This is a genomic window from Streptomyces tibetensis, from assembly GCF_007655005.1.
In the GTDB taxonomy this organism is placed as follows: Bacteria; Actinomycetota; Actinomycetes; order Streptomycetales; family Streptomycetaceae; genus Streptomyces; species Streptomyces tibetensis.
This window is the reverse complement of record NZ_SZVW01000012.1, coordinates 67,040-90,480: the sequence shown is the minus strand read 5'-3', so window position 1 is coordinate 90,480 and position 23,441 is coordinate 67,040. Positions and strand designations below refer to the sequence as shown.

Below are 23,441 nucleotides of genomic sequence, written 5' to 3'. Positions count from 1 at the left end.
AGAATGGACACGTGCAGCTGGTAGTCGCACGGATCGGCCGTGCCCATGGCATCAAGGGTGAGGTCACCGTCGAGGTACGGACCGACGAGCCGGAGCTGAGGCTCGGCCCCGGTGCCGTGCTCACCACCGATCCCGCATCCGCGGGACCGCTCACCATCGAGACGGGCCGCGTCCACAGCGGCCGTCTCCTGCTGCGCTTCGAGGGCGTCAGCGATCGCACCGGCGCCGAGGCCCTGCGCAACACCCTCCTGATCGCCGAGATCGACCCGGAGGAACTGCCCGAGGGCGAGGACGAGTACTACGACCATCAGCTCATCGACCTCGACGTGGTCACCGCGGACGGCACCGAGGTCGGCCGGATCACGGAGATCTCGCACCTGCCCACCCAGGACCTGTTCATCGTGGAGCGTCCCGACGGCAGCGAGGTGATGATCCCCTTCGTCGAGGAGATCGTCGCCGAGATCGACCTCGAGGAGCAGAAGGCCGTCATCACCCCGCCGCCGGGCCTGATCGACGACCGCGCCGAGATCGCCTCCAGCCGGGACGACGTCTCCGGCCAGGACGAGTCGTGATGCGCCTCGACGTCGTCACGATCTTCCCCGAGTACCTGGAACCGCTGAACGTCTCCCTCGTCGGCAAGGCGCGAGCGCGCGGACAGCTGAACGTGCACGTCCACGACCTGCGGTCCTGGACCTACGACCGTCACAACACGGTCGACGACACCCCGTACGGCGGCGGCCCCGGCATGGTCATGAAGACCGAGCCGTGGGGAGACGCATTGGACTCCGTCCTCGCCGACGGCTACGAGACGGGCTCCCGGGCGCCCGCCCTCATCGTGCCCACGCCCAGCGGCCGGCCCTTCACCCAGGAACTCGCCGTCCACCTCTCCGAGCGCCCCTGGCTGATCTTCACCCCGGCCCGCTACGAGGGCATCGACCGCCGCGTCGTCGACGAGTACGCGACACGGATGCCGGTGTACGAGGTGTCCATCGGCGACTACGTCCTGGCCGGCGGCGAGGCGGCCGTCCTCGTCGTCACGGAGGCCGTGGCGCGGCTGCTGCCGGGCGTCCTGGGCAACGCCGAGTCCCACCGGGACGACTCCTTCGCGCCCGGCGCCATGGCGAACCTGCTCGAAGGGCCCGTCTACACCAAGCCCCCCGAGTGGCGCGGCCGGGACATCCCCGACGTGCTGCTCAGCGGCCACCACGGGAAGATCGCCCGCTGGCGCCGCGACGAGGCCCTCAAGCGCACCACCGCCCACCGGCCCGACCTCATCGAGCGCTGCGACCCCAAGGCCTTCGACAAGAAGGACCGCGAGATGCTCTCCATCCTGGGCTGGGCACCCGACCCGGCGGGGGAGCCGTACGGCCGATTTTGGCGCAGGACCGACGGCGTGGAAGAATAGCGAGCTGTTGTGCGTCCGTCCGGCGTGCGCCCCTGCCACAGGGGGAGACGACGTCCGTCCCGACCCGCACATCCCTGATTCCGAAACACCTAGTTTCCGTTGATGACCTGTGGCATCAGCGAGGAAAGCAGACGAAATGTCTCACCTGCTCGACACTGTCGACTCCGCGTCGCTGCGCGACGACGTCCCCGCCTTCCGTCCGGGTGACACCGTCAACGTGCACGTCCGCGTCATCGAGGGCAACCGCTCCCGTGTGCAGCAGTTCAAGGGCGTCGTGATCCGCCGCCAGGGTTCCGGCGTGCGCGAGACCTTCACGGTCCGCAAGGTCTCCTTCTCCGTCGGCGTCGAGCGCACCTTCCCGGTGCACACCCCGATCGTCGAGAAGATCGAGCTCGTCACCAAGGGTGACGTCCGCCGCGCCAAGCTGTACTACCTGCGCGAGCTGCGCGGCAAGGCCGCGAAGATCAAGGAGAAGCGCGAGAACTGAGCGCTCTCCGGGGTTCGCGTCGGGGCCGGATAGCATCTGGCTCCGATGGACACCGAAGCACAGCCCACGGAGCGCGACCGCTCCTCCCGCCCTTCCGGCTCCGAGACGACCACCTCGGAACCCGCAGGGCCGGAGGACCGGTCGCGTTTCGCGTTGGTGGCGCGCGTCAGCTCCTGGGTCCCGGGCGGCCGGATCACCCTCACCCTGCTGGTCTGCCTGGTGTTCCTGCTGTTGCTCAGCACGTTCGTGCTGCGGCCGTTCCAGATCCCCAGCGGATCGATGGAGCCGGGATTGAGGATCGGGGACCGGGTTCTCGTAAATAAGTTGGCGTACCGTTTCGGTGCCGTGCCGCAGCGGGGAGACATCGTCGTGTTCGACGGGACCGGGTACTTCGGGCACGCGGACTACGTCAAACGCGTTGTCGGTGTGGGGGGAGACCGCGTGGTCTGCTGCGACACGGAGGGGAGGATCCAGGTGAACGGCCGGCCGGTCGACGAGTCGGGCTTCCTGTATCCCGGCGACAGCCCGTCCACGGTGCCCTTCGACGTCGTCGTGCCCGGCGGCACCCTGTTCGTCCTCGGCGACCACCGCAGCGACTCCAGCGACTCCCGCGACCACCTCGGCTCGCCGGGCGGCGGCATGATCCCCGTCGACGACGTGATCGGCCGCGCCGACTGGATCACCTGGCCGTTCGGTCACGCCACCCGGCTGCACCGGCCGGACGCCTACGCGCGCGTGCCCGACGCCGGCCGGGCGGGCGCCCATGGGTAACCGCGGCAAACCGCGCGGCGTCCCTGCGGGCCCCGCGGAGAACCTGCTGCCCACCGGCGCCCGGCGGGCCGCCGGTCCGTCCGGCAGCGGCCGTACCCGGGCCGAGCGCCGCAAGCTCCAGCGCAAGGTCAAGCGGCGCCGCAGGCGCGGTGCCGTGAAGGAGATACCGCTCCTCGTGGGCGTGGCGGTCCTGATAGCGCTCGTGCTGAAGACGTTCCTCGTCCAGGCCTTCGTCATCCCGTCCGGCTCCATGGAGCAGACGATCCAGATCGGCGACCGCGTCCTGGTCGACAAACTCACCCCGTGGTTCGGCTCGGAGCCGCAGCGCGGGGACGTCGTCGTCTTCAAGGACCCCGGCGGCTGGCTCCAGGACGAGCAGCCCACCACGCAGAAGTCCGACCCCGTCGTCATCAAGCAGGTGAAGGAAGGGCTCACCTTCATCGGCCTGTTGCCGTCCGAGAACGAGAAGGACCTCATCAAGCGGGTCGTCGGCGTCGGCGGCGACCGCGTCAAGTGCTGCGACACGCAAGGGCGGGTGACCGTCAACGGCGTCCCGCTGAACGAGGACTACCTGTACCCCGGCGCCGCCCCGTCCGACACGCCGTTCGACATCATTGTCCCTCAGGGGCGGCTGTGGGTGATGGGTGACCACCGGAACAACTCCGCGGACTCCCGCGCCCACCAGGACACCGACTACGGGGGCACGGTCTCCCAGGACGAGGTGGTGGGCCGCGCCATGGTCATCGCCTGGCCCTTCGGGCACTGGAACATGCTGGAGGAGCCGAATACGTACGCCACCGTGTCCGACTCGGCCACCGGGTCGACCGCTGCTCCCGAACTGTCGCATAGGGTTGGCCCCTACGATCCGAACGGAACGATCCAGCTCCCGACCCCTGCGGAACTCCCGCTCGTTATGGGAGTGGTGGGCCTGCGCCGCGTATGGGGCAGGCGGCGGCACAGAGTGAGGAGTTGGCGTGGGGGATGTGGCGGTTGGCGCACGGTCCGGACACGACGGCGAGGAGCACCGCGGACGCCCCGCGCAATCCGCCGTCCCGGCCGCGGACAGCGCCGTGACCTCCGGGAATGACTCCGGGGCAGTCGAGGACGGCAGGGTGACGGGCGAGCACACGACAGCCGAGGGCCAGGGACCGGGCGGTACGGCCAGGACACCGAAGAAGCCGCGCTCCTTCTGGAAGGAGCTGCCCATCCTGATCGGTATCGCGCTGGTGCTGGCGCTGCTGATCAAGACCTTCCTGGTGCAGGCGTTCTCCATCCCCTCCGACTCGATGCAGAACACCCTCCAGCAGGGTGACCGCGTCCTGGTCGACAAGCTCACGCCCTGGTTCGGCTCCGAGCCCGAGCGCGGCGAGGTCGTCGTGTTCCACGACCCGGACAACTGGCTGGCGGGGGAGCCGACCACGGACCCGAACGCGCTGCAGACCTTCCTCAGCTGGATCGGCCTCATGCCGTCCGCGGAGGAGAAGGACCTCATCAAGCGCGTCGTCGGCGTCGGCGGCGACACGATCGAGTGCAAGAACACCGGCCCGCTCATGGTCAACGGCAAGGCGCTGGACGAGCAGGACTACGTCTACGCCGGCAACACGCCGTGCAGCGTCGACGACCAGGGCGGCCAGTTCAAGGTCAAGGTCCCCAAGGGCTACATCTGGGTCATGGGCGACCACCGGCAGAACTCGCGGGACTCCCGCTACAACCAGTCCGACAAGAACCACGGCATGGTCCCGGTCAAGGACGTCGTCGGACGCGCCGTCGTCGTCGCCTGGCCGATCAACCGCTGGGCCACCCTGCCGGTGCCGGACACCTTCGACCAGCCCGGGCTGAACGCCCAGCCGGCCGCCGCGGGATTGACGGTCGCGCCGCAGGGAATCGCGCTCCTCGGCGTGGTGCCGGTGGTGCTCTGGCGTCGCCGGAAGCAGTGATCCCGACCATGGGCTGACCCCGGCCGGTACCCCCGGGTAGGGTGCGGACCCATGGGTGGCGAGAGCATGACGCACACGGCCCCGCGCAGCGGCGGCTCGGGCACGGGCCCGGTGGGCAGCCGGACCGGACAGCGACTGTCCGGGCTGGCCGTCGCACTGGGCCTCGTGCTGTTTCTCGGCGGGTTCGCCTGGGGAGCGGTGGTCTACCGGCCGTACACCGTACCCACGAGTTCGATGACCCCGACGATCGACGCGGGCGACCGGATCCTGGCGCAGCGCGTCGACGGCGGCGAGGTGCGCCGCGGTGACGTCGTCGTCTTCAAGGACGCGACCTGGGCCAACGCGCCGATGGTCAAGCGCGTGGTCGCCGTGGGCGGTGACACGGTCTCCTGCTGCCAGGACGGCAAGCTGAAGGTCAACGGCAAGGAGATCGACGAAACGTACCTGCCCAAGGGCACACCGGCCGAGATGAGCAACTTCCCGACCGTGACCGTCCCCGAGGGCCGGCTCTTCCTGCTCGGCGACGAGCGGGGCAGTTCCGTGGACTCCACGGCCCACCTGACCGACGCCGCCAGTGGCACGGTGGCACGCTCCGCGGTGGACGCCCGTGTCGACACCGTCGTGTGGCCCATGAAGGGCATGCTGCAGCGCCCCACCGGCTTCGAGCCGCTCGGCGCCCTCTCCTCGCCCGGGCCGCTGCGGACGATCACCGCCCTCGTGATCGCCGGCGCCGTGCTCGTCCTGGGCGGAGGTGCCTACGGGCCCATCGCCAAGCGCGCGGGCGCCGCCCGGGCCCGGCGGGAGAGCGCCGCGGAGCCCGCAGGTGTCCGCTGAGGCCGTGGGAACGGGCCAGGACACCTACGAGGGCGGGCTGCGCAGGGTCGCCCGGGTCGTGCTGCTCGACCCGCAGGACCGCATCCTGCTGCTGCACGGGCACGAACCGGACGATCCGGCCGACGACTGGTGGTTCACCCCCGGCGGGGGCGTGGAGGGCGACGAGACCCGTGAACAGGCCGCCCTGAGGGAACTCGCCGAGGAGACGGGCATCACCGAGGTCGAGCTCGGTCCGGTGCTGTGGCGGCGCAGGTGCTCCTTCCCGTTCGCCGGCCGCCGCTGGGACCAGGACGAGTGGTACTACCTGGCCCGTACGGATCGCACGGCGGTGGCCGCCACCGGGCTGACCGAGCTGGAACGGCGCAGTGTCGCCGGAGCGCGCTGGTGGACGTGTCCGGAACTGAGCCGGGCACATGAGACGGTGTATCCGACCAGACTCGCCGGGCTGCTGCGCACGCTGCTCGACGAAGGTCCCCCGGCCAGGCCAGTGATCCTTGACCCGGAAATCGTCTAGGGGCTCACAGGACTGGCGCACAATGGGGGGATCGCACGGCTGAAGGGGAACATGCCATGAGCGCCGAGGACCTCGAGAAGTACGAGACCGAGATGGAGCTGAAGCTCTACCGGGAGTACCGCGATGTCGTCGGTCTGTTCAAATACGTGATCGAGACCGAGCGACGCTTCTACCTGACCAACGACTACGAGATGCAGGTGCACTCGGTCCAGGGTGAGGTGTTCTTCGAGGTCTCCATGGCGGATGCCTGGGTCTGGGACATGTACCGGCCGGCGCGGTTCGTGAAGCAGGTGCGGGTCCTCACGTTCAAGGACGTGAACATCGAGGAACTGAACAAGAGCGATCTGGAGCTGCCGAGCGGGTGAGGGCCGTGCGGGCAGGCGGCCGTGCCGGTGGCAGTCGTGCCGGTGGCGGTTGTGGGAGCCCGGGGGGCTCGATCACCCGGGTGGGTGGCGAGGTTTTCCACAGTCGCTGAGCCGTCCACCAAGATCCACTCCGTGGGGACGGGGGCGTGATCGTTGGCGCCGGAGGTGGTGCCGACATGACCGCACATCTGGCACGCAGTGCCATGGGCAGGTACGGGGAAACGCTGGCCGCACGGCGGCTGACCGAGGCCGGTCTGACGGTCCTGGAGCGCAACTGGCGCTCCGGCCGGGCCGGCGAGATCGACATCGTGGCCAGGGACGGGGACGTCCTGGTCGTCTGCGAGGTGAAGACCCGCAGGGAGGGGCCCTTCCAGCATCCGATGGAGGCCGTGACCCCGCAGAAGGCGGAGCGGCTGAGGGGCCTGGCCGAGCGGTGGATCCAGACACACGGGGGCGCACCGCCCGGCGGCGTCCGCATCGACGTGGTCGGCGTGCTGCTGCCGGCCCGCGGAGCCGCCGTGGTCGAGCATGCGCGGGGGGTGGCCTGAATGGCATTCGCCCGTACGTGTTCGGTGGCACTGGTCGGCGTCGAGGGAGTGGTCGTCGAGGTCCAGGCCGACCTCGAACCGGGCGTCGCGGCCTTCACGCTGGTGGGGCTGCCCGACAAGAGCCTCACGGAGAGCAAGGACCGGGTGCGCGCCGCGGTCGTCAATTCGGGCTCGGCCTGGCCCCAGAAGAAACTCACCGTCGGCCTGAGCCCGGCCTCGGTACCGAAGTCCGGCAGCGGCTTCGACCTGGCCGTCGCTGCGGCGGTCCTCGGCGCGGCGGAGCGCATCGACCCGAGGGTCCTGGCCGACATCGTGATGATCGGCGAACTGGGACTGGACGGGCGTGTGCGGCCGGTGCGGGGCGTCTTGCCGGCGGTGCTGGCGGCGGCCGAGGCGGGGTATGAGCAGGTGGTGGTGCCGGAGTGCGCGGTGCCTGAGGCGTCGCTGGTACCAGGGCTTTCGGTGCTGGGCGTGCGGAGCCTGCGGCAGCTCATTGCGGTTCTGACCGACGAACCCGTGCCCGACGAGGAACCCGACGAGCAAGGCCGCCCGGACCCGCTCCTCGCCGGGCTGCGCGTGCCGGGGACCGGCGCGGCCACGGGCATGCACAGTGCCGGCGCCTCCCAGCTCGATCACGGCCATGACCTGGCAGACGTCGTCGGCCAGACCTCGGCGCGCACAGCCGTGGAGGTGGCCGCGGCGGGCGGGCACCACCTCTTCCTCGAAGGGCCGCCCGGCGCCGGCAAGACGATGCTCGCCGAACGGCTGCCGGCCATCCTGCCCCGGCTCGGCCGGCAGGAGTCGCTGGAGGTCACGGCGGTCCACTCGGTGGCGGGCCTGCTGCCCCCGGGTAAGCCGCTGGTCGACGTTGCCCCCTACTGCGCCCCGCACCACTCGGCCACGATGCAGGCCCTCGTCGGCGGCGGCCACGGCATCGCTAGGCCGGGGGCGGTGTCGCTGTCCCATCGCGGGGTGTTGTTCCTGGACGAAACGCCGGAGTTCAGCAGCCAGGCCCTGGACGCCCTGCGCCAGCCGCTGGAGGCCGGACACGTCGTGATCGCACGCAGTGCGGGAGTCGTGCGCTTCCCCGCGAAGTTCCTCATGGTGCTCGCGGCCAATCCCTGCCCCTGCGGCCGGTTCTCGCAGCGGGACGACCTGTGCGAGTGCCCGCCCTCGGCGATCCGCCGCTACCAGGCCAGGCTCTCCGGTCCGCTGCTGGACCGGGTCGACCTGCGTGTCGAGGTGGACCGCATTACCCGCACCGAACTGACAGCCGTCGGCGCCAGGGGCGAGTCGACCGCGACGGTCGCCGATCGGGTGCGGGCGGCTCGGGAACGGGCTGCCGAGCGTCTTGCCGGCACCCCCTGGTGCACGAACAGCGAGGTCCCCGGCCGTGAGCTGCGCAGCCGCTGGTACGCCGAGCCCGGTTCCATGGACGAGGCCGAGCGGAACCTGGAGCGGGGGGTTCTGACCGTCCGCGGCCTCGACCGCGTACTGCGCGTGGCCTGGACCGTCGCAGACCTCGTTGGCCACGACCGGCCCGACGCCATGGACGTCGCCCTCGCGCTCCAATTGCGCACGGGCGTGCCGCGAGGCGTCCCGATGGCCATCGGGGCACTGACATGAGCGTCCACGGTGCAGCGGACGACGACCTGCTGTGCCGTGTCCTTCTCACCCGCGTCATCGAGCCCGGGGACGAAGTCGGCGGGCGATGGGTGCGGGAGTTCGGGGTCGGGGAAGTGGTGCGGCGGCTGAAAGAGGGCGAGGCCGCGCTGCCGGGGGCGAGTGGGAAGCGGTGGGCCGGGCTGGTGGCCAGGGCCGAGGCCGCCCGGCCCCACCGGGATCTGGCGGCCGCCCGGGACGCCGGCGTGCGCTTCGTTTCCCCCGGGGACGCGGAGTGGCCGGGACAACTCGACGATCTCGGGGACGCCCGGCCGCTGGGCCTGTGGGTGCGCGGGCGGGCCGGTCTGCGGATGTGGGCGCTGAAGTCGGTCGCCGTGGTCGGTGCCCGGGCCTGCACCGAGTACGGGGCCCACATGGCCGCCACCCTCGCGGCCGGGCTAGCCGAGCGGGGCTGGGTCGTGGTGTCGGGCGGCGCCTACGGAGTCGACGGTGCCGCCCATCGCGGAGCCCTCGGAGCCGGCGGCGCCACCGTCGCCGTCCTCGCCTGCGGCGTCGACCGGCCCTACCCCCGCGGTCACACCCGGCTGATCGGCAGGATCGCCGAACAGGGGCTGGTGATCGGCGAGCTGCCACCCGGGGATCACCCCACGCCGAGCCGGTTCATCCTGCGGAACAGAGTGATCGCCGCGCTCACCCGCGGCACGGTGGTCGTCGAGGCCGCCCACCGCAGCGGCTCCCTGGTCACCGCGCGGGCGGCACAGCGCCTCGGCCGGCACACGATGGGCGTGCCGGGCCCGGCCACCAGCGCCCTCTCCGCCGGGGTGCACGAGCTGCTGCGCGAGGAGGCTGTCCTGGTCACCGATGCCGCGGACGTCGTGGAACTGGTCGGTGGCATGGGGGAACTGGCCCCCGACCGGCGAGGCCCCGTCCTGCCCCGGGACCTGCTGGAGCCGGCCGCCCGGCAGGTGCTCGACGCGCTGCCGGGACGCGGCACGGCCGGGCCGGACGAGATCGCGCGCTCCGCACAGACCGCACCGGATGACGCGATCGCGAGACTGTACGAACTCCGGGCACTCGGTTACGTCGAACGACACGGCGACGGCTGGAAGTTGACACGCCAGGCGGTGATGTCGGTCCGCGACGCTCGCGGGCCGTGCTGACGGCCTGTGTTCGGCCGTCCGGGGGAACCCCGACATCCCTTGGAAATGCGCCCAGTTGGGGCCCTGCGGTGATCACACCGAGCGACCGCGTCACCCCGAGGGGGCGTCCTGAGGAACGTATCTGCGCCCGCCCTGGCCTCTGCCCTTCGCGCACCGCGACGCCACAGTCACGCTACGCTCGCGAGGTCCCGACACGGACAGGCAACTCGACATCACAGACAGCTCACCCCGGCAGCACCACTCCGCAGCAGAACGGCACAAGGCGACGAATGCCCCAGCACACCTCCGGGTCCGACCGGGCGGCGATCCCCCCAGCCGCCCGTGACGGTGGCAGCGTGCGGCCGCCCGCTCCCTCGACGCTCGACGAGCTGTGGCGGTCGTACAAGGCGACGGGGGACGAGCGGCTGCGGGAGCAGCTGATCCTGCACTACTCGCCGCTGGTGAAGTACGTCGCCGGGCGGGTCAGCGTGGGCCTGCCGTCCAACGTGGAGCAGGCGGACTTCGTCTCGTCCGGGGTGTTCGGGCTGATCGACGCGATCGAGAAGTTCGACATCGACCGGGAGATCAAGTTCGAGACCTACGCGATCACCCGGATCCGCGGCGCGATGATCGACGAGCTGCGGGCCCTGGACTGGATCCCCCGCTCGGTACGGCAGAAGGCACGCAACGTGGAGCGGGCGTACGCCACGCTGGAGGCGCGGTTGCGGCGCACGCCGACCGAGAGCGAGGTGGCCTGCGAGATGGGCATCGCCGTCGAGGAACTCCACGCGGTGTTCAGCCAGTTGTCGCTGGCCAACGTGGTGGCCCTGGAGGAGCTGCTGCACGGGGGCGGTGAGGGCGGCGACGGGCTCAGCGTCATGGACACGCTCGAGGACACCGCCGCCGACAACCCCGTCGAGGTCGCCGAGGACCGGGAGCTGAGGAGGTTCCTGGCACGGGCGATCAACACGCTGCCCGACCGGGAGAAGACCGTGGTCACGCTGTACTACTACGAGGGCCTCACCCTGGCCGAGATCGGGAACGTGCTGGGTGTGACCGAGAGCCGGGTCAGCCAGATCCACACCAAGTCGGTGCTGCAGCTGAGAGCGAAACTGGCGAGCTTCGGACGCTGACCTGGCCGGATGTCCTCGGGTCGGCATCAACCACTCCCGCGTGGCGGGGCGCGTCCGTAGAGTGTTGACGTGCCAAGGATTCGAGCGGCCTCCGTGGCCGAGCACCGGTCGATGCAGCGAGCCGCCCTGCTGGACGCGGCTCGTTCCTTGTTGTCCGAGGGCGGTACGGAGGCGCTGACCTTCCCGGCCCTCGCCGAGCGGACGGGCCTCGCGCGCTCGTCCGTCTACGAGTACTTCCGCTCGCGGGCGGCCGTGGTCGAGGAACTGTGCGAGGTCGACTTCCCGGTCTGGGCGGCGGACGTGTCGGCGGCGATGGAGCGGGCGGAGACGGCCGAGGCCAAGGTCGAGGCATATGTGCGGCAGCAGTTGGAGCTGGTCGCGGACCGGCGGCACCGGGCCGTGGTCGCGATCTCCGCGAGTGAACTCGACGCGGGGGCGCGGGAGAAGATCCGGGCGGCGCACGGCGGGCTGGTCGCGATGATCGTCGAGGCGCTGGGGGAGCTCGGGCACCAGCAGCCTCGGCTCGCGGCGATGCTGGTGCAGGGCGTGGTGGACGCGGCCGTGCGCAGGATCGAACTGGGGGCGGCGGAGGAGCCGGCGACCATCGCGGACGCGGCGGTGTCCATGGCGCTGCGGGGCGTACGGGGCTGAGCCACATCCGTGCCGGGGCGGGTCCGCGGCTACGACCAGACCGGCAGGAGCCGGGAGGGGCCTCGATGCAGTAGCCACGGCGGCAACAGGTCCAGGGGATTCAGGTACGTCTCGCCCCTGCGCAGGCCCCAGTGCACGCATGTGGCCGTGCAATGCGAGCCGGTCGCGTCCACCGTGCCGATCACCTCGCCCGGTTCCAGCTCATCGCCCTCCTCCACCGACGCCGTCACCGGTTCGTAGGTCGTGCGCAGAGGCGGCTCGCCGGTACCCGTCAGCTCCACCGAGACCACTCCCTTTCCGGCCACCCTGCCCGCGAAGGACACCCGGCCCGCCGCCACCGCCCGCACCGGCGTTCCCGGTGCCGCCGCCAGGTCCACGCCCCGGTGGCCGCGGCCGTAGACCGTCGCCGGGGGTTCCCACCCGCGCAGGACCGGAGGGCGCAGGCCCACGGGCCATGCGCGGCCGACCGCCGGCACGGCGGGGTCCCCGAGGGCGGAGCCCGCCGCGAGCAGCCGCGGCGGCGGGGCCAGCAAGGCCCACGCCGTGAGGAGCAGCAGCAGGATCAGACGCGTACACACGCGGACACACCGGTTCACTCGCATGGACAAGAGCGTCCCGGACCATCGCCCCTGGCGGCCGCCGGCTGTGGATCACCCACCGGTTGTGGACAACGGCGTCACCCGGCACCCCGTGGGTCCCGTACACTTCTGGTGGCGACCCGAGCCATCGGGTCGACTTCGCACGCCCCGACACGAACCCCGGCAACGGGCCCGTGTCAGCGCCCCTCGGTCCCTCGTGGAACGGCGCGCAGTGGGCGTCAGGCGCGGAAGCCGTCCGGCATCCGCGGCACAACCGAGAAAATCAAGGAGATACGGCCATGGCCGTCGTCACGATGCGGGAGCTGCTGGAGAGCGGCGTCCACTTCGGTCACCAGACCCGTCGTTGGAACCCGAAGATGAAGCGCTTCATCTTCACGGAGCGCAACGGCATCTACATCATCGACCTGCTCCAGTCGCTGTCGTACATCGACCGCGCCTTCGAGTTCGTCAAGGAGACCGTCGCCCACGGCGGCACGGTCATGTTCGTCGGCACGAAGAAGCAGGCGCAGGAGGCGATCGCCGAGCAGGCGACCCGCGTCGGCATGCCCTACGTCAACCAGCGCTGGCTGGGCGGCATGCTCACCAACTTCTCGACCGTCTACAAGCGTCTGCAGCGCCTCAAGGAGCTCGAGCAGATCGACTTCGAGGACGTCGCCGCGTCGGGTCTCACCAAGAAGGAGCTTCTCGTGCTCTCGCGCGAGAAGGCCAAGCTGGAGAAGACCCTCGGTGGTATCCGCGAGATGTCCAAGGTGCCCAGCGCCGTCTGGATCGTGGACACCAAGAAGGAGCACATCGCGGTCGGTGAGGCCCGGAAGCTCAACATCCCGGTCGTCGCCATCCTCGACACCAACTGCGACCCCGACGAGGTCGACTACAAGATCCCGGGCAACGACGACGCGATCCGCTCCGTCACGCTGCTCACCCGTGTGATCGCGGACGCGGTCGCCGAGGGCCTCATCTCCCGCTCCGGTGTCGCCACCGAGGGCAAGGGCGACAAGGCCGCGGGCGAGCCGCTGGCCGCGTGGGAGCGCGACCTGCTCGAGGGCGAGAAGAAGGCCGACGAGGCCGCCCCCGCTGCTGAGGCCGCCCCCGCTGCTGAGGCCGCTCCGGCCGCCGAGGCCGAGAAGCCGGCCGAGGCTGCTGAGGCCGCCCCCGCCGCCGAGGCCGCTCCGGCTGAGGCCCCCGCCGCCGAGGCCGAGAAGCCGGCCGAGGGCGACAAGCCGGCCGAGGCCGAGCAGGCCTGACCCCGTCAGTCCCGTGGTGACGGCGGGAGCGGTACTGCGTACCAGCGCCCTCGGCGCGGTGAAGTCCGCTCCCGCCGTTCACCTGTAGGTCAGCGGAAGGACAGCGCCCTCAGGCTCCATGAGGGCGCACCGCAGGATCCGCAGATCTTCGATCTTCCAGACTTCGAGAGAGATTCACAGACTCATGGCGAACTACACCGCCGCCGACGTCAAGAAGCTCCGTGAGCTCACGGGCGCCGGCATGATGGACTGCAAGAAGGCGCTGGACGAGGCCGAGGGCAACGTCGAGAAGGCCGTCGAGGCGCTCCGCATCAAGGGCCAGAAGGGCGTCGCCAAGCGCGAGGGCCGCTCCGCCGAGAACGGTGCCGTCGTCTCGATCATCGCCGACGACAACTCCTCCGGTGTCCTGGTCGAGCTGAAGTGCGAGACGGACTTCGTCGCCAAGGGTGACAAGTTCCAGGCCGTGGCCAAGACCATCGCCGACCACGTCGCCAAGACCTCCCCGGCCGACCTCGAGGCCCTGCTCGCCTCCGAGATCGAGGCCGGCAAGACCGTCCAGGCGTTCGTCGACGAGGCCAACGCCAACCTGGGCGAGAAGATCGTCCTGGACCGCTTCGCGCAGTACGCCGACGGCTTCGTGACGGCGTACATGCACCGCACGATGCCCGACCTGCCCCCGCAGATCGGTGTCCTCGTCGAGCTGGACAAGCCGAACGCGGAGATCGCCAAGGGCGTCGCCCAGCACATCGCCGCCTTCGCGCCGAAGTACCTCTCCAAGGAGGACGTGCCGGCCGAGGTCGTCGAGTCCGAGCGCCGCGTCGCCGAGGAGACCACCCGCGCCGAGGGCAAGCCCGAGGCCGCCCTGCCGAAGATCGTCGAGGGTCGCCTCAACGGCTTCTTCAAGGACGCCACGCTGCTCGGCCAGCCGTACGCGCTCGACAACAAGAAGTCGGTCCAGAAGGTTCTGGACGAGGCCGGTGTCACCCTGAAGCGCTTCACGCGCATCAAGGTCGGCATCTGAGTCCGTACCGCGCTCGACGCCCGACCCCGATAGGGTCGACAGCAGTCGTCCGCGTACGCCGTCACATGGGTGGCGGACGACAGCAGATCTGACGAGGAGGCCATTGCCGTATGGGATGCGAAACACGCCCCACCGGCAATGGCCTTCTTGGTATGTGCAACACGTGAAAGAGGCGGGATCCCCCATGACCACCAAGGCCCAGAAGAGCGACGACGGCAAAGTGCGCGGCCGGTTTCTGCTGAAGCTGTCCGGAGAGGCCTTCTCTGGTGGCGGCGGCCTTGGCGTCGACCCCGACGTGGTGCACAAGATCGCCCGCGAGATCGCGGCCGTCGTACGCGACGGCGCGGAGATCGCCATCGTCATCGGCGGTGGCAACTTCTTCCGCGGCGCCGAACTCCAGCAGCGTGGCATGGACCGGGCCCGCTCCGACTACATGGGCATGCTCGGCACGGTCATGAACTGCCTCGCCCTCCAGGACTTCCTGGAGAAGGTCGGCGTGGACTGCCGGGTGCAGACCGCCATCACCATGGGCCAGGTCGCCGAGCCGTACATCCCGCTGCGTGCCGTACGGCACCTGGAGAAGGGCCGTGTGGTCATCTTCGGCGCCGGGATGGGCATGCCGTACTTCTCCACCGACACCACCGCCGCCCAGCGCGCCCTGGAGATCGACGCCGAGGCGCTGCTGATGGGCAAGAACGGCGTGGACGGGGTCTACGACTCCGACCCCAAGACCAACCCGGACGCGGTGAAGTTCGACCACCTCGGCTACGGCGAGGTCATCACGCGCGATCTCAAGGTCGCCGACGCCACCGCCGTGACGCTGTGCCGCGACAACAAGCTCCCGATCGTGGTCTTCGAGCTGCTGGCGGAGGGCAACATCGGACGTGCCGTCAAGGGTGAGAAGATCGGCACGCTGGTGGGGGACCCCGGCAGCCGGGACTGACATCCCGGGTACAACCCCGTCCGGGGGACGGACGGGACGGAGCCGGGCCGGGGGATGGACAATGTCCTGCCGGTCGGGAACCGTGCAGGAAGAAGACGCGACGCAGCCGGCCGCCGCCCCACATGGAACCGCAGCCGGGCCTACTCAAGACACGCAGGAGCAAGTGGTGATCGAAGAGAACCTCCTCGAGGCCGAGGAGAAGATGGAGAAGGCCGTCGTGGTCGCCAAGGAGGACTTCGCCGCGATCCGCACCGGCCGTGCGCACCCGGCGATGTTCAACAAGATCGTGGCCGACTACTACGGCGCGCCGACGCCGATCAACCAGCTGGCCTCGTTCTCCGTGCCCGAGCCGCGCATGGCCGTGGTGACCCCGTTCGACAAGAGCGCGCTGCGCAACATCGAGCAGGCGATCCGCGACTCCGACCTGGGCGTCAACCCGAGCAACGACGGCAACATCATCCGTGTGGTGTTCCCCGAGCTCACCGAGGAGCGCCGCCGCGAGTACATCAAGGTGGCCAAGAGCAAGGGCGAGGACGCGAAGATCTCGATCCGCTCCGTGCGCCGCAAGGCCAAGGAAGCCATCGACAAGCTGATCAAGGACGGCGAGGTCGGCGAGGACGAGGGCCGCCGTGCCGAGAAGGAGCTCGACGACACCACGTCGAAGTACGTCGCGCAGGTGGACGAGCTCCTGAAGCACAAGGAAGCGGAGCTGCTCGAGGTCTGATGAACGACTCTTCCTGGGGGGCGCCGCCACAGGCCGGGTACTGGGGGCCCACCGACCAAGGGCATGGTCACGGGCACGTCCGGGGTCCGGGCCACGGGCACGTCCAAGGGGCCGCTCCGGCGGGTCCCGCATACGATGCGTATGAAGCGCCTCAGACTCGCCCCATGCCCATCGTGCCCGACGTGACCGAATTCGGCGGAAACCAGGATGACGACCGGGGAGCTGCTCGCGTGAGTGGCACCCCGGTCCGAAACGACACGAATCCGGAGCCCATGCCCGACGCCTCGCAGCCGGCGCCCAAGCCGCCGAAGAAGAGCGCGGGGCGCGACCTGAGTGCCGCGATAGGGGTCGGTGTCGGGCTCGGTGTGGTGATCGTCGCCTCGCTGTTCGTCGTCAAGGCCGTGTTCGTCGGTGTCGTCGCGGTGGCCGTGGTGGTGGGCCTGTGGGAGCTGACCAAGCGACTGGAGGAGCGCAAGGGCATCCGGGCGCCGATCGTGCCGCTCGCGCTCGGTGGTGCCGCGATGGTCGTCGCCGGGTACGTGCGGGGCGCCGAGGGCGCGTGGGTGGCGATGGCGCTCACGACACTGGCCGTCCTGGTCTGGCGCATGACCGAACCGCCCGAGGGCTACCTGAGGGACGTCACCGCGGGTGTCTTCGCGGCGTTCTACGTGCCGTTCCTGGCGACCTTCGTCGCCATGATGCTGACCGCGGACGACGGGCCGCAGCGGGTACTCATCTTCCTGCTGCTGACGGTCGTCAGCGACACCGGGGCGTACGCCGTCGGCTGGCGGTTCGGCCGGCACAAGCTCGCCCCGCGCATCAGCCCCGGCAAGACCCGCGAGGGCCTGCTCGGCGCGGTCTCCTTCGCCATGGTCGCGGGGGCGCTGTGCATGCAGTTCCTCATCGACGACGGGGCCTGGTGGCAGGGGCTGGTGCTCGGCCTCGCGGTCGCGGTCACCGCCACGCTCGGCGACCTCGGCGAGTCCATGATCAAGCGGGACCTCGGCATCAAGGACATGGGCACGCTGCTGCCGGGGCACGGCGGCATCATGGACCGGCTCGACTCGCTGCTGCCCACGGCTCCGGTGGTGTGGCTGCTGCTCGTGCTGTTCGTCGGGTCCGGCTGAGGCGACTTCTGTCAGCGAGCCCCCGTCCTTCCGGTCGGGGGCTCGCTGCCGTCTCGGGGAGACGCCCGGGGGCCTGACATGGGACGATTCAGATGTATCTCCCAAAGGAGGCCACCATGGCCATCATCCGAGAGAGCATCGACGTCGAGCGCCGTCCGGAGGAGGTCTACGACTACGTCATGGACGCCGGGCGCATGCCGGAATGGCAGCTGAGCGCCGTCTCCGCGGAGCGCCTGGACGAGGGGCCCGTCGGCATCGGCACCAAGGTCCGGGTGACCCGGCACGTCGGCCGTCGCGTCATGCCGATGACCATGGAGGTCACCGAGTACGACCCGCCGTACAGCTGGGGCATGCGCGGTGTCGACGGTCCTGTCCGGGCGCAGGTGCACGGCGAGGTCGAGCCCTACGACGAGGGCCGCCGCTCGCACGTCACGATCGACATCGACTTCGAGGGCCACGGCATGGGCAAGGTCCTGGTCCCGCTGGTCGTACGCCCCCAGGTCCGCAAGGAACTCCCACGCAACGAGCAACTCCTCAAGGACCGGTTGGAGCACACGGCCGAGTAGGGCGTCCCCAGGCGGCTCGGTTCAGCGCCGCCGGGCGAACACCGGCCGTTCTGCCGCAACGCGGGAACACTCGGTTCCGCAGGCCGGGGGTTCGACGGGACGGCAGGGGAGTGCCTGGACATCATCGAGCGCGAGCCGTCCGGATGCGGACGTCGCTCCCTGCGCAGAACAGCCGGCTCGGCGCCGGCACCTGGCCGGGCGGACAGTGCGTCTGATCGCCCGCGACGACGCCGGCCACAGGCCACGCCGCACGGCGGCGACGCCCCCTTGCCCGCCAGACCATTGCGGCCGAGCAGCTACGACCGCCGCCGGACTCAGTTCCCCGGACGGACCCTAGTCATCGTCGCCACTCTGATGTGAGCGGGAACTCCGGCTCGTGCTGCGGGCCAGTTCGCTGCCGAGCAGCGTCACCTTGGCCACACCCCGCGCCCAGCGGGGGGCGTCGCCGCGGGCCGACCAGAACACGCAGACGCAGCCGCCGATGAGGAGCGCAACGACGACCGACAGTATGAGCACGAGCATGCTCGATCCCCCGCTTCGTGTGATGGTCCGCCCTATTCTGTCAGTCAGCTTCTGTCAGTCAGCCCCCACCTTCAACCGCTCCCCGGCGATCACGCACCTTTCCCGTCCCGGTACGGGTGACCACCCCCACCCCACTCCGGCCTGGGCTGCCCGAGTTGATCTGCGACACTGGGAGGGTTATGCCGAAGCCCGGAGAACTCACTTTCGTCGCCCCCCGCGGAGCCAAGAAGCCGCCGCGGCATCTTGCCGATCTCACTCCTGCCGAGCGCAAGGAGGCCGTTGCCGCGGTCGGGGAGAAGCCGTTTCGTGCCAAGCAGCTCTCGCAGCACTACTTCGCGCGGTACGCGCATGATCCGGAGCAGTGGACGGACATTCCGGCCGGTTCCCGGGGGCGGCTGCAGGAAGCCCTGCTGCCCGAGTTGATGACCGTCGTGCGGCATCTGTCGACCGACCAGGGCACCACCCGCAAGACTCTGTGGCGGCTGTTCGACGGGACGCTCGTCGAGTCCGTGCTGATGCGCTACCCGGACCGGGTGACCATGTGCATCAGCTCGCAGGCCGGATGCGGGATGAACTGCCCGTTCTGTGCGACCGGGCAGGCGGGACTGGACCGGAACCTGTCGACCGCCGAGATCGTGCACCAGATCGTCGACGGCATGCGGGCGCTGCGGGACGGGGAGGTCCCCGGCGGCCCGGCCCGGCTCAGCAACATCGTCTTCATGGGCATGGGCGAGCCCCTCGCCAACTACAACCGGGTCGCCGGCTCCATCCGTCGGCTCACCGACCCCGAGCCCGACGGCCTCGGCCTCTCGCAGCGCGGCATCACCGTCTCCACCGTCGGCCTCGTCCCGGCCATCCACCGGTTCTCCGACGAGGGCTTCAAGTGCCGTCTCGCCATCTCGCTGCACGCGCCCGACGACGAGCTGCGTGACACCCTCGTGCCGGTGAACACGCGCTGGAAGGTCCGTGAGGTGCTGGACGCCGGCTTCGAGTACAGCGCCAAGTCAGGTCGGCGGCTGTCCATCGAGTACGCGCTGATCCGGGACATCAACGACCAGGCCTGGCGTGGTGACCGCCTCGGGCGGCTGCTCAAGGGCAAGCCCGTGCACGTGAACCTGATTCCGCTGAACCCGACGCCCGGGTCGAAGTGGACGGCCTCCCGGCCCGAGGACGAGAAGGCCTTCGTGGAGGCCATCGCCGCCCATGGTGTGCCGGTGACGATCCGGGACACCCGTGGTCAGGAGATCGACGGGGCGTGTGGTCAGCTCGCCGCCACCGAACGGTAGTCTGACTGTCGTCAGTACATCTTCATAAACGGCACCTTCACATCCACACCTGCATATTCCGACAGGGGAGCGCCACAGCGCTGAGAGTGCGGCACACGGCCGCAGACCCTCCGAACCTCGCCCAGGTCATTCTGGGTAGGGAGATCGGTCACCACTCGAGCTGTTGCGCCCTGCCCGGGACTCCCAGAAGTCCCGGGCAGGGCCGCGTCTTCTCCTGGTCACCCCAGGAGGAATCCAGTGAGCAACAACAAGAAGCGACTGACGGCCGTCGTCGTCGGGCTCGGCATGGCCGGCACGCTCGCCGCGTGCGGGTCGTCCGACGGCGGCCAGGGGTCCGGCGACTCCAAGACCGTGACGCTCGTCAGCCACGACTCGTGGGCCGCGTCCAAGGACGTCATCGCGGCCTTCGAGAAGCAGTCCGGCTACAAGGTGAACGTCCTGAAGGACGGCGACGCCGGGCAGGCCGTGAACAAGGCCATCCTCACCAAGGACAACCCCCAGGGCGACGTCTTCTTCGGCGTCGACAACACCCTGCTGTCCCGCGCCCTCGACAACGGCCTGTTCCAGTCGTACGAGGCGAAGGGGTCCGGGCGGATCAAGGCCGCGTACCGGGTCGACCAGGACAAGCACCGGGTCACGCCCATCGACACCGGCGACATCTGCGTCAACTACGACAAGAAGTACTTCGCCGACCACAAGCTGCAGCCGCCGCGGAGCTTCGACGATCTCGTCAAGCCGCAGTACAACAACCTGCTCGTGACCGAGAACGCCTCCGCCTCCTCGCCCGGCCTCGGCTTCCTGCTCGGCACCGCCGCCGCGTACGGCGACGGGGGCTGGGAGGGCTACTGGAAGAAGCTCAAGGCCAACGGCGTCAAGGTCGTCGACGGCTGGGAGCAGGCCTACAACGAGGAATTCTCGGGGTCGGCCGGCGGCAAGAAGGCCAAGGGCGACCGGCCGCTCGTCGTGTCGTACGCCTCCTCGCCGCCCGCCGAGGTCGTCTACGCCGACCCCAAGCCGAGCACCGCCCCGACCGGCGTCGCCGAGGACACCTGCTTCCGGCAGGTCGAGTACGCGGGGCTGCTCGGCAACGCCAAGAACACCAAGGGCGGCAAGGCGCTCCTCGACTTCCTCATCAGCAAGAGGTTCCAGGAGGACATGCCGCTCAACATGTTCGTGTACCCGGTGACCGAGGGCGCCCAGGTTCCGCCGGAGTTCGTGAAGTACGGGCCGCAGGCGAAGGACCCGGAGACCATGGACCCGGCGAAGATCGCCGACCACCGTGACCAGTGGGTCAAGTCGTGGACCTCACTCGTACTGAAGTAGCCGCCCGGCGGCGGGGCGCGGCGGCGCGGTTCGGTCTGCTGGCCGTGCCCGTCGCGTTCTTCGCGGTCTTCTTCGCCTACCCCGTCGCCGCGATCGTCGCGCGCGGCCTCAAGAGCGACGGGGCCTGGCACCTCGGGCGGATCGGGGAGGTGCTGGCGCAGTCCGACGTCCGGCACGTCCTGTGGTTCACCACCTGGCAGGCGGTGGTCTCCACCGCGCTCACGCTGCTCGTCGCCCTCCCCGGCGCGTACGTCTTCGCGCGCTTCGACTTCCCCGGCAAACAGGTCCTGCGGGCGGTCGTGACCGTCCCGTTCGTGCTGCCGACGGTCGTCGTCGGTACGGCGTTCCTGGCGCTCGTCGGGCGGGGCGGGCTGCTCGACGAGCTGTGGGGCGTACGGCTGGACACCACCGTGTGGGCCATCCTGCTCGCGCACGTCTTCTTCAACTACGCGGTCGTCGTCCGGACGGTCGGCGGGCTCTGGGCGCAGCTGGACCCGCGGCAGGAAGAGGCCGCGCGCATGCTCGGGGCGTCGCCCCTGAAGGCCTGGCGGCAGATCACGCTGCCCGCGCTCGCCCCGGCCGTGGCCGCCGCCGCGCTGATGGTCTTCCTGTTCACCTTCACCTCCTTCGGTGTCGTCCAGATCCTCGGCGGGCCCACCTTCTCCACCCTGGAGGTGGAGATCTACCGGCAGACCTCGGAGATCTTCGACCTGTCCACGGCGGCCGTGCTGACCCTCGTCCAGTTCGTCGCGGTGGGCGCGATCCTCGCCCTGCACGCCTGGACCGTGCGGCGGCGGGAGACGGCGCTGCGGCTGGTGGACGCCTCCCTGACCGCGCGGCGGCCGCGCGGCGCGGGGGAGTGGGCGCTGCTCGGCGGGGTGCTCGTCACCGTCGCCGTGCTGCTCGTGCTGCCGCTGGCCGTGCTGGTGCAGCGCTCCCTGGGCGCGCCCGGCTTCGGCTACTACCGGGCGCTGACCCGCGAGGACGGGGGAGTGTTCCTGGTCCCGCCGATCGAGGCGATCGGCAACTCCCTGTCGTACGCCGTCGCCGCCACGCTCATCGCGGTGGTGATCGGCGCTCTCGCCGCGGTCGCGCTCACCCGCCGGGACGCCGGGCGGTTCGTGCGCGGCTTCGACGCCCTGCTGATGCTGCCGCTCGGGGTGTCCGCGGTGACGGTCGGCTTCGGGTTCCTGATCTCCCTCGACGAGCCGCCGCTGGACCTCAGGTCCTCCTGGATCCTGGTGCCGCTCGCGCAGGCGCTCGTCGGGGTGCCGTTCGTGGTGCGGACCATGCTGCCCGTGCTGCGCGCGGTGGACGTACGGCTGCGGGAGGCGGCCTCGGTGCTCGGGGCCTCGCCCTGGCGGGTGTGGCGGGAGGTCGACCTGCCGATGGTGCGGCGGGCGCTGCTGATCGCGGCCGGGTTCGCCTTCGCCGTGTCGCTCGGGGAGTTCGGGGCGACGGTGTTCATCGCACGGCCCGACCGGCCGACGCTGCCGGTGGCCGTGGCGCGGCTGCTCGGGCGGCCCGGCGACCTCAACTACGGCCAGGCGATGGCCCTTTCGACGATTCTGATGGTGGTGTGCGCGGTGGCCCTGCTGGTGCTGGAGAGGCTCCGTACGGACCGGACGGGGGAGTTCTGATGCTGCTGGCCCTGCAGGGCGCGACGGTCCGCTTCGGGGGGCGTGCCGTGCTGGACGCCGTCGACCTGGAGGTCGCCGAGCACGAGATCGTGTGTGTGCTCGGGCCCAGCGGCAGCGGCAAGTCGACCCTGCTGCGGGCGGTGGCCGGGCTGCAGCCCCTCGACGCAGGGCGGGTGGTGCTCGACGGCCGGAACCAGGCGGGCGTGCCCGCGCACCGGCGGGGCGTCGGGCTGATGTTCCAGGACCACCAGCTGTTCCCGCAGCGGGACGTGGCCGAAAACGTGGCGTTCGGGCTGCGGATGCGCGGCGAGCCGAAGCGGCAACAGGTCGAGCGGGTGCAGGAGTTGCTGGACCTCGTGGGGCTGCCGGGCGCGGGCCGCCGGGCCGTCGCCGCGCTGTCCGGCGGGGAGCAGCAGCGGGTGGCGCTGGCCCGGGCCCTCGCCCCGAACCCCCGGCTGCTGATGCTGGACGAGCCGCTGGGACAGCTCGACCGGTCGCTGCGGGAACGGCTGGTCGTCGAACTGAAGGAATTGTTCGGCCGGTTGGGCACGACCGTGCTCGCCGTGACGCACGACCAGGGGGAGGCCTTCGCGCTGGCCGACCGGGTCGTGGTGATGCGGGACGGGCGGATCGCCCAGTCCGGTACGCCCCTCGAAGTGTGGCAGCGGCCCGCCGACGCCTTCGTCGCCCGCTTCCTCGGTTTCGAGAACGTGGTCGAGGCGACGGTCGGGTCGGAGGCGGCGGACACGCCCTGGGGCAAGGTGCCGGTCCCGGAGAAAGCCCCGCAGGGAAGCCGCACCCTGCTGGTGCGGCCCGCCGGGGTGCGCCTGGTACCCGCCGACACGGGGCTGCGCTGCACGGTGACCGCACGCACCTTCAAGGGCACCCATGTCGCCCTCCACCTCCAGCCGCAGGACGCCCCGCGCCTGGAGGCGGCGTGCGCGCTGCGGGCGGCACCCGGGGTGGGGGACGAGGTCGGCGTGGAGTTCGACGCGGCCGAAATCGTGGTGCTCGACTGATCGTCCCCGCCCTAGGGTGC

Annotated in this window: 26 protein-coding genes; 24 read left to right on the top strand and 2 right to left on the bottom strand. The window is 70.5% G+C overall.

Annotation, left to right across the window (positions count from 1 at the left end; translation table 11 throughout):
- Positions 1–11 precede the first annotated feature (11 nt).
- From rimM to FDO69_RS21020, 14 genes are all read left to right on the top strand, one after another.
- Positions 12–572, top strand: coding sequence for a ribosome maturation factor RimM (rimM, locus tag FDO69_RS21085; RefSeq protein WP_104781423.1), 561 nt, complete (start codon positions 12–14; stop codon positions 570–572).
- The gene (gene trmD / locus FDO69_RS21080) at positions 572–1,405 is read left to right on the top strand and encodes a tRNA (guanosine(37)-N1)-methyltransferase TrmD (protein WP_104781422.1); all 834 of its coding nucleotides are present in this window, start codon (positions 572–574) and stop codon (positions 1,403–1,405) included. Before rimM ends, trmD begins: the two co-directional genes overlap by 1 nt.
- Before the next feature lie 136 nt (positions 1,406–1,541).
- A complete protein-coding gene (gene rplS / locus FDO69_RS21075) occupies positions 1,542–1,892 on the top strand; it encodes a 50S ribosomal protein L19 (protein ID WP_104781421.1) in 351 nt (116 codons plus the stop codon).
- 45 nt (positions 1,893–1,937) lie between these two features.
- On the top strand, positions 1,938–2,663 hold the full coding sequence (lepB, locus tag FDO69_RS21070) for a signal peptidase I (protein WP_104781420.1): 726 nt from the start codon (positions 1,938–1,940) through the stop codon (positions 2,661–2,663).
- Positions 2,656–3,750 (top strand): signal peptidase I, encoded by a 1,095-nt coding sequence (lepB, locus tag FDO69_RS21065; protein WP_104781419.1) that lies wholly within the window; start codon positions 2,656–2,658, stop codon positions 3,748–3,750. Before lepB (FDO69_RS21070) ends, lepB (FDO69_RS21065) begins: the two co-directional genes overlap by 8 nt.
- The gene (lepB, locus tag FDO69_RS21060) at positions 3,638–4,600 is read left to right on the top strand and encodes a signal peptidase I (RefSeq protein WP_104781418.1); all 963 of its coding nucleotides are present in this window, start codon (positions 3,638–3,640) and stop codon (positions 4,598–4,600) included. The genes lepB (FDO69_RS21065) and lepB (FDO69_RS21060) overlap by 113 nt, the downstream gene beginning before the upstream one ends.
- A gap of 51 nt (positions 4,601–4,651) precedes the next feature.
- Positions 4,652–5,434 carry a signal peptidase I gene (gene lepB, locus FDO69_RS21055; protein ID WP_104781417.1) on the top strand — a complete coding sequence of 261 codons (783 nt, stop codon included), beginning with the start codon at positions 4,652–4,654 and terminating at the stop codon, positions 5,432–5,434.
- Positions 5,424–5,948: an NUDIX hydrolase gene (locus tag FDO69_RS21050; RefSeq protein WP_104781416.1), complete on the top strand. Its 525-nt coding sequence runs from the start codon at positions 5,424–5,426 to the stop codon at positions 5,946–5,948. The genes lepB (FDO69_RS21055) and FDO69_RS21050 overlap by 11 nt, the downstream gene beginning before the upstream one ends.
- Positions 5,949–6,004: 56 nt before the next feature.
- Positions 6,005–6,313 carry a DUF2469 domain-containing protein gene (locus FDO69_RS21045; protein ID WP_003993268.1) on the top strand — a complete coding sequence of 103 codons (309 nt, stop codon included), beginning with the start codon at positions 6,005–6,007 and terminating at the stop codon, positions 6,311–6,313.
- 146 nt (positions 6,314–6,459) lie between these two features.
- Positions 6,460–6,861 (top strand): YraN family protein, encoded by a 402-nt coding sequence (locus tag FDO69_RS21040; RefSeq protein ID WP_104781415.1) that lies wholly within the window; start codon positions 6,460–6,462, stop codon positions 6,859–6,861.
- A complete protein-coding gene (locus tag FDO69_RS21035) occupies positions 6,862–8,487 on the top strand; it encodes a YifB family Mg chelatase-like AAA ATPase (RefSeq protein ID WP_104781414.1) in 1,626 nt (541 codons plus the stop codon).
- Positions 8,484–9,644, top strand: coding sequence for a DNA-processing protein DprA (gene dprA, locus FDO69_RS21030; RefSeq protein WP_104781413.1), 1,161 nt, complete (start codon positions 8,484–8,486; stop codon positions 9,642–9,644). Before FDO69_RS21035 ends, dprA begins: the two co-directional genes overlap by 4 nt.
- Before the next feature lie 269 nt (positions 9,645–9,913).
- Positions 9,914–10,756 carry an RNA polymerase sigma factor WhiG gene (gene whiG / locus FDO69_RS21025; protein WP_104781412.1) on the top strand — a complete coding sequence of 281 codons (843 nt, stop codon included), beginning with the start codon at positions 9,914–9,916 and terminating at the stop codon, positions 10,754–10,756.
- 93 nt (positions 10,757–10,849) lie between these two features.
- Complete coding sequence (locus FDO69_RS21020; protein WP_104781411.1) at positions 10,850–11,407, top strand: TetR/AcrR family transcriptional regulator; 558 nt, start codon at positions 10,850–10,852, stop codon at positions 11,405–11,407.
- Positions 11,408–11,436: 29 nt separating this feature from the next.
- Here the strand turns inward: FDO69_RS21020 and FDO69_RS21015 are convergent, their stop codons facing one another.
- Positions 11,437–12,009, bottom strand: coding sequence for a M23 family metallopeptidase (locus tag FDO69_RS21015; protein ID WP_104781410.1), 573 nt, complete (start codon positions 12,007–12,009; stop codon positions 11,437–11,439).
- A gap of 275 nt (positions 12,010–12,284) precedes the next feature.
- Here FDO69_RS21015 and rpsB point away from each other — a divergent pair, with 275 nt between their 5' ends.
- From rpsB to FDO69_RS20985, 6 genes are all read left to right on the top strand, one after another.
- Positions 12,285–13,250, top strand: coding sequence for a 30S ribosomal protein S2 (rpsB, locus tag FDO69_RS21010; protein ID WP_104781409.1), 966 nt, complete (start codon positions 12,285–12,287; stop codon positions 13,248–13,250).
- Positions 13,251–13,434: 184 nt separating this feature from the next.
- Positions 13,435–14,271: a translation elongation factor Ts gene (gene tsf, locus FDO69_RS21005; protein ID WP_104781408.1), complete on the top strand. Its 837-nt coding sequence runs from the start codon at positions 13,435–13,437 to the stop codon at positions 14,269–14,271.
- Positions 14,272–14,455: 184 nt separating this feature from the next.
- Entirely contained in the window at positions 14,456–15,214 is a 759-nt protein-coding gene (gene pyrH, locus FDO69_RS21000; RefSeq protein WP_030852122.1) for a UMP kinase, read from the top strand.
- A gap of 166 nt (positions 15,215–15,380) precedes the next feature.
- A complete protein-coding gene (gene frr, locus FDO69_RS20995) occupies positions 15,381–15,938 on the top strand; it encodes a ribosome recycling factor (RefSeq protein ID WP_104781407.1) in 558 nt (185 codons plus the stop codon).
- A complete protein-coding gene (locus FDO69_RS20990) occupies positions 15,938–17,065 on the top strand; it encodes a phosphatidate cytidylyltransferase (RefSeq protein ID WP_104781406.1) in 1,128 nt (375 codons plus the stop codon). The genes frr and FDO69_RS20990 overlap by 1 nt, the downstream gene beginning before the upstream one ends.
- Positions 17,066–17,181: 116 nt before the next feature.
- Entirely contained in the window at positions 17,182–17,631 is a 450-nt protein-coding gene (locus tag FDO69_RS20985; protein ID WP_104781405.1) for an SRPBCC family protein, read from the top strand.
- Positions 17,632–17,964: 333 nt separating this feature from the next.
- Here FDO69_RS20985 and FDO69_RS20975 read toward each other — a convergent pair whose 3' ends face one another.
- Positions 17,965–18,153 carry a hypothetical protein gene (locus tag FDO69_RS20975; protein WP_104781404.1) on the bottom strand — a complete coding sequence of 63 codons (189 nt, stop codon included), beginning with the start codon at positions 18,151–18,153 and terminating at the stop codon, positions 17,965–17,967.
- Between the two features lie 179 nt (positions 18,154–18,332).
- Between FDO69_RS20975 and rlmN the strand changes: the two genes are divergently transcribed.
- The 4 genes from rlmN (at position 18,333) to FDO69_RS20955 (ending at position 23,421) form a co-directional block, all read left to right on the top strand.
- The gene (rlmN, locus tag FDO69_RS20970; protein ID WP_104781403.1) at positions 18,333–19,439 is read left to right on the top strand and encodes a dual-specificity RNA methyltransferase RlmN; all 1,107 of its coding nucleotides are present in this window, start codon (positions 18,333–18,335) and stop codon (positions 19,437–19,439) included.
- A gap of 285 nt (positions 19,440–19,724) precedes the next feature.
- The gene (locus tag FDO69_RS20965; protein ID WP_167526652.1) at positions 19,725–20,762 is read left to right on the top strand and encodes a thiamine ABC transporter substrate-binding protein; all 1,038 of its coding nucleotides are present in this window, start codon (positions 19,725–19,727) and stop codon (positions 20,760–20,762) included.
- On the top strand, positions 20,738–22,402 hold the full coding sequence (locus FDO69_RS20960) for an ABC transporter permease (RefSeq protein ID WP_104781401.1): 1,665 nt from the start codon (positions 20,738–20,740) through the stop codon (positions 22,400–22,402). Before FDO69_RS20965 ends, FDO69_RS20960 begins: the two co-directional genes overlap by 25 nt.
- Positions 22,402–23,421, top strand: coding sequence for an ABC transporter ATP-binding protein (locus FDO69_RS20955; RefSeq protein WP_104781400.1), 1,020 nt, complete (start codon positions 22,402–22,404; stop codon positions 23,419–23,421). Before FDO69_RS20960 ends, FDO69_RS20955 begins: the two co-directional genes overlap by 1 nt.
- Positions 23,422–23,441: the final 20 nt, after the last annotated feature.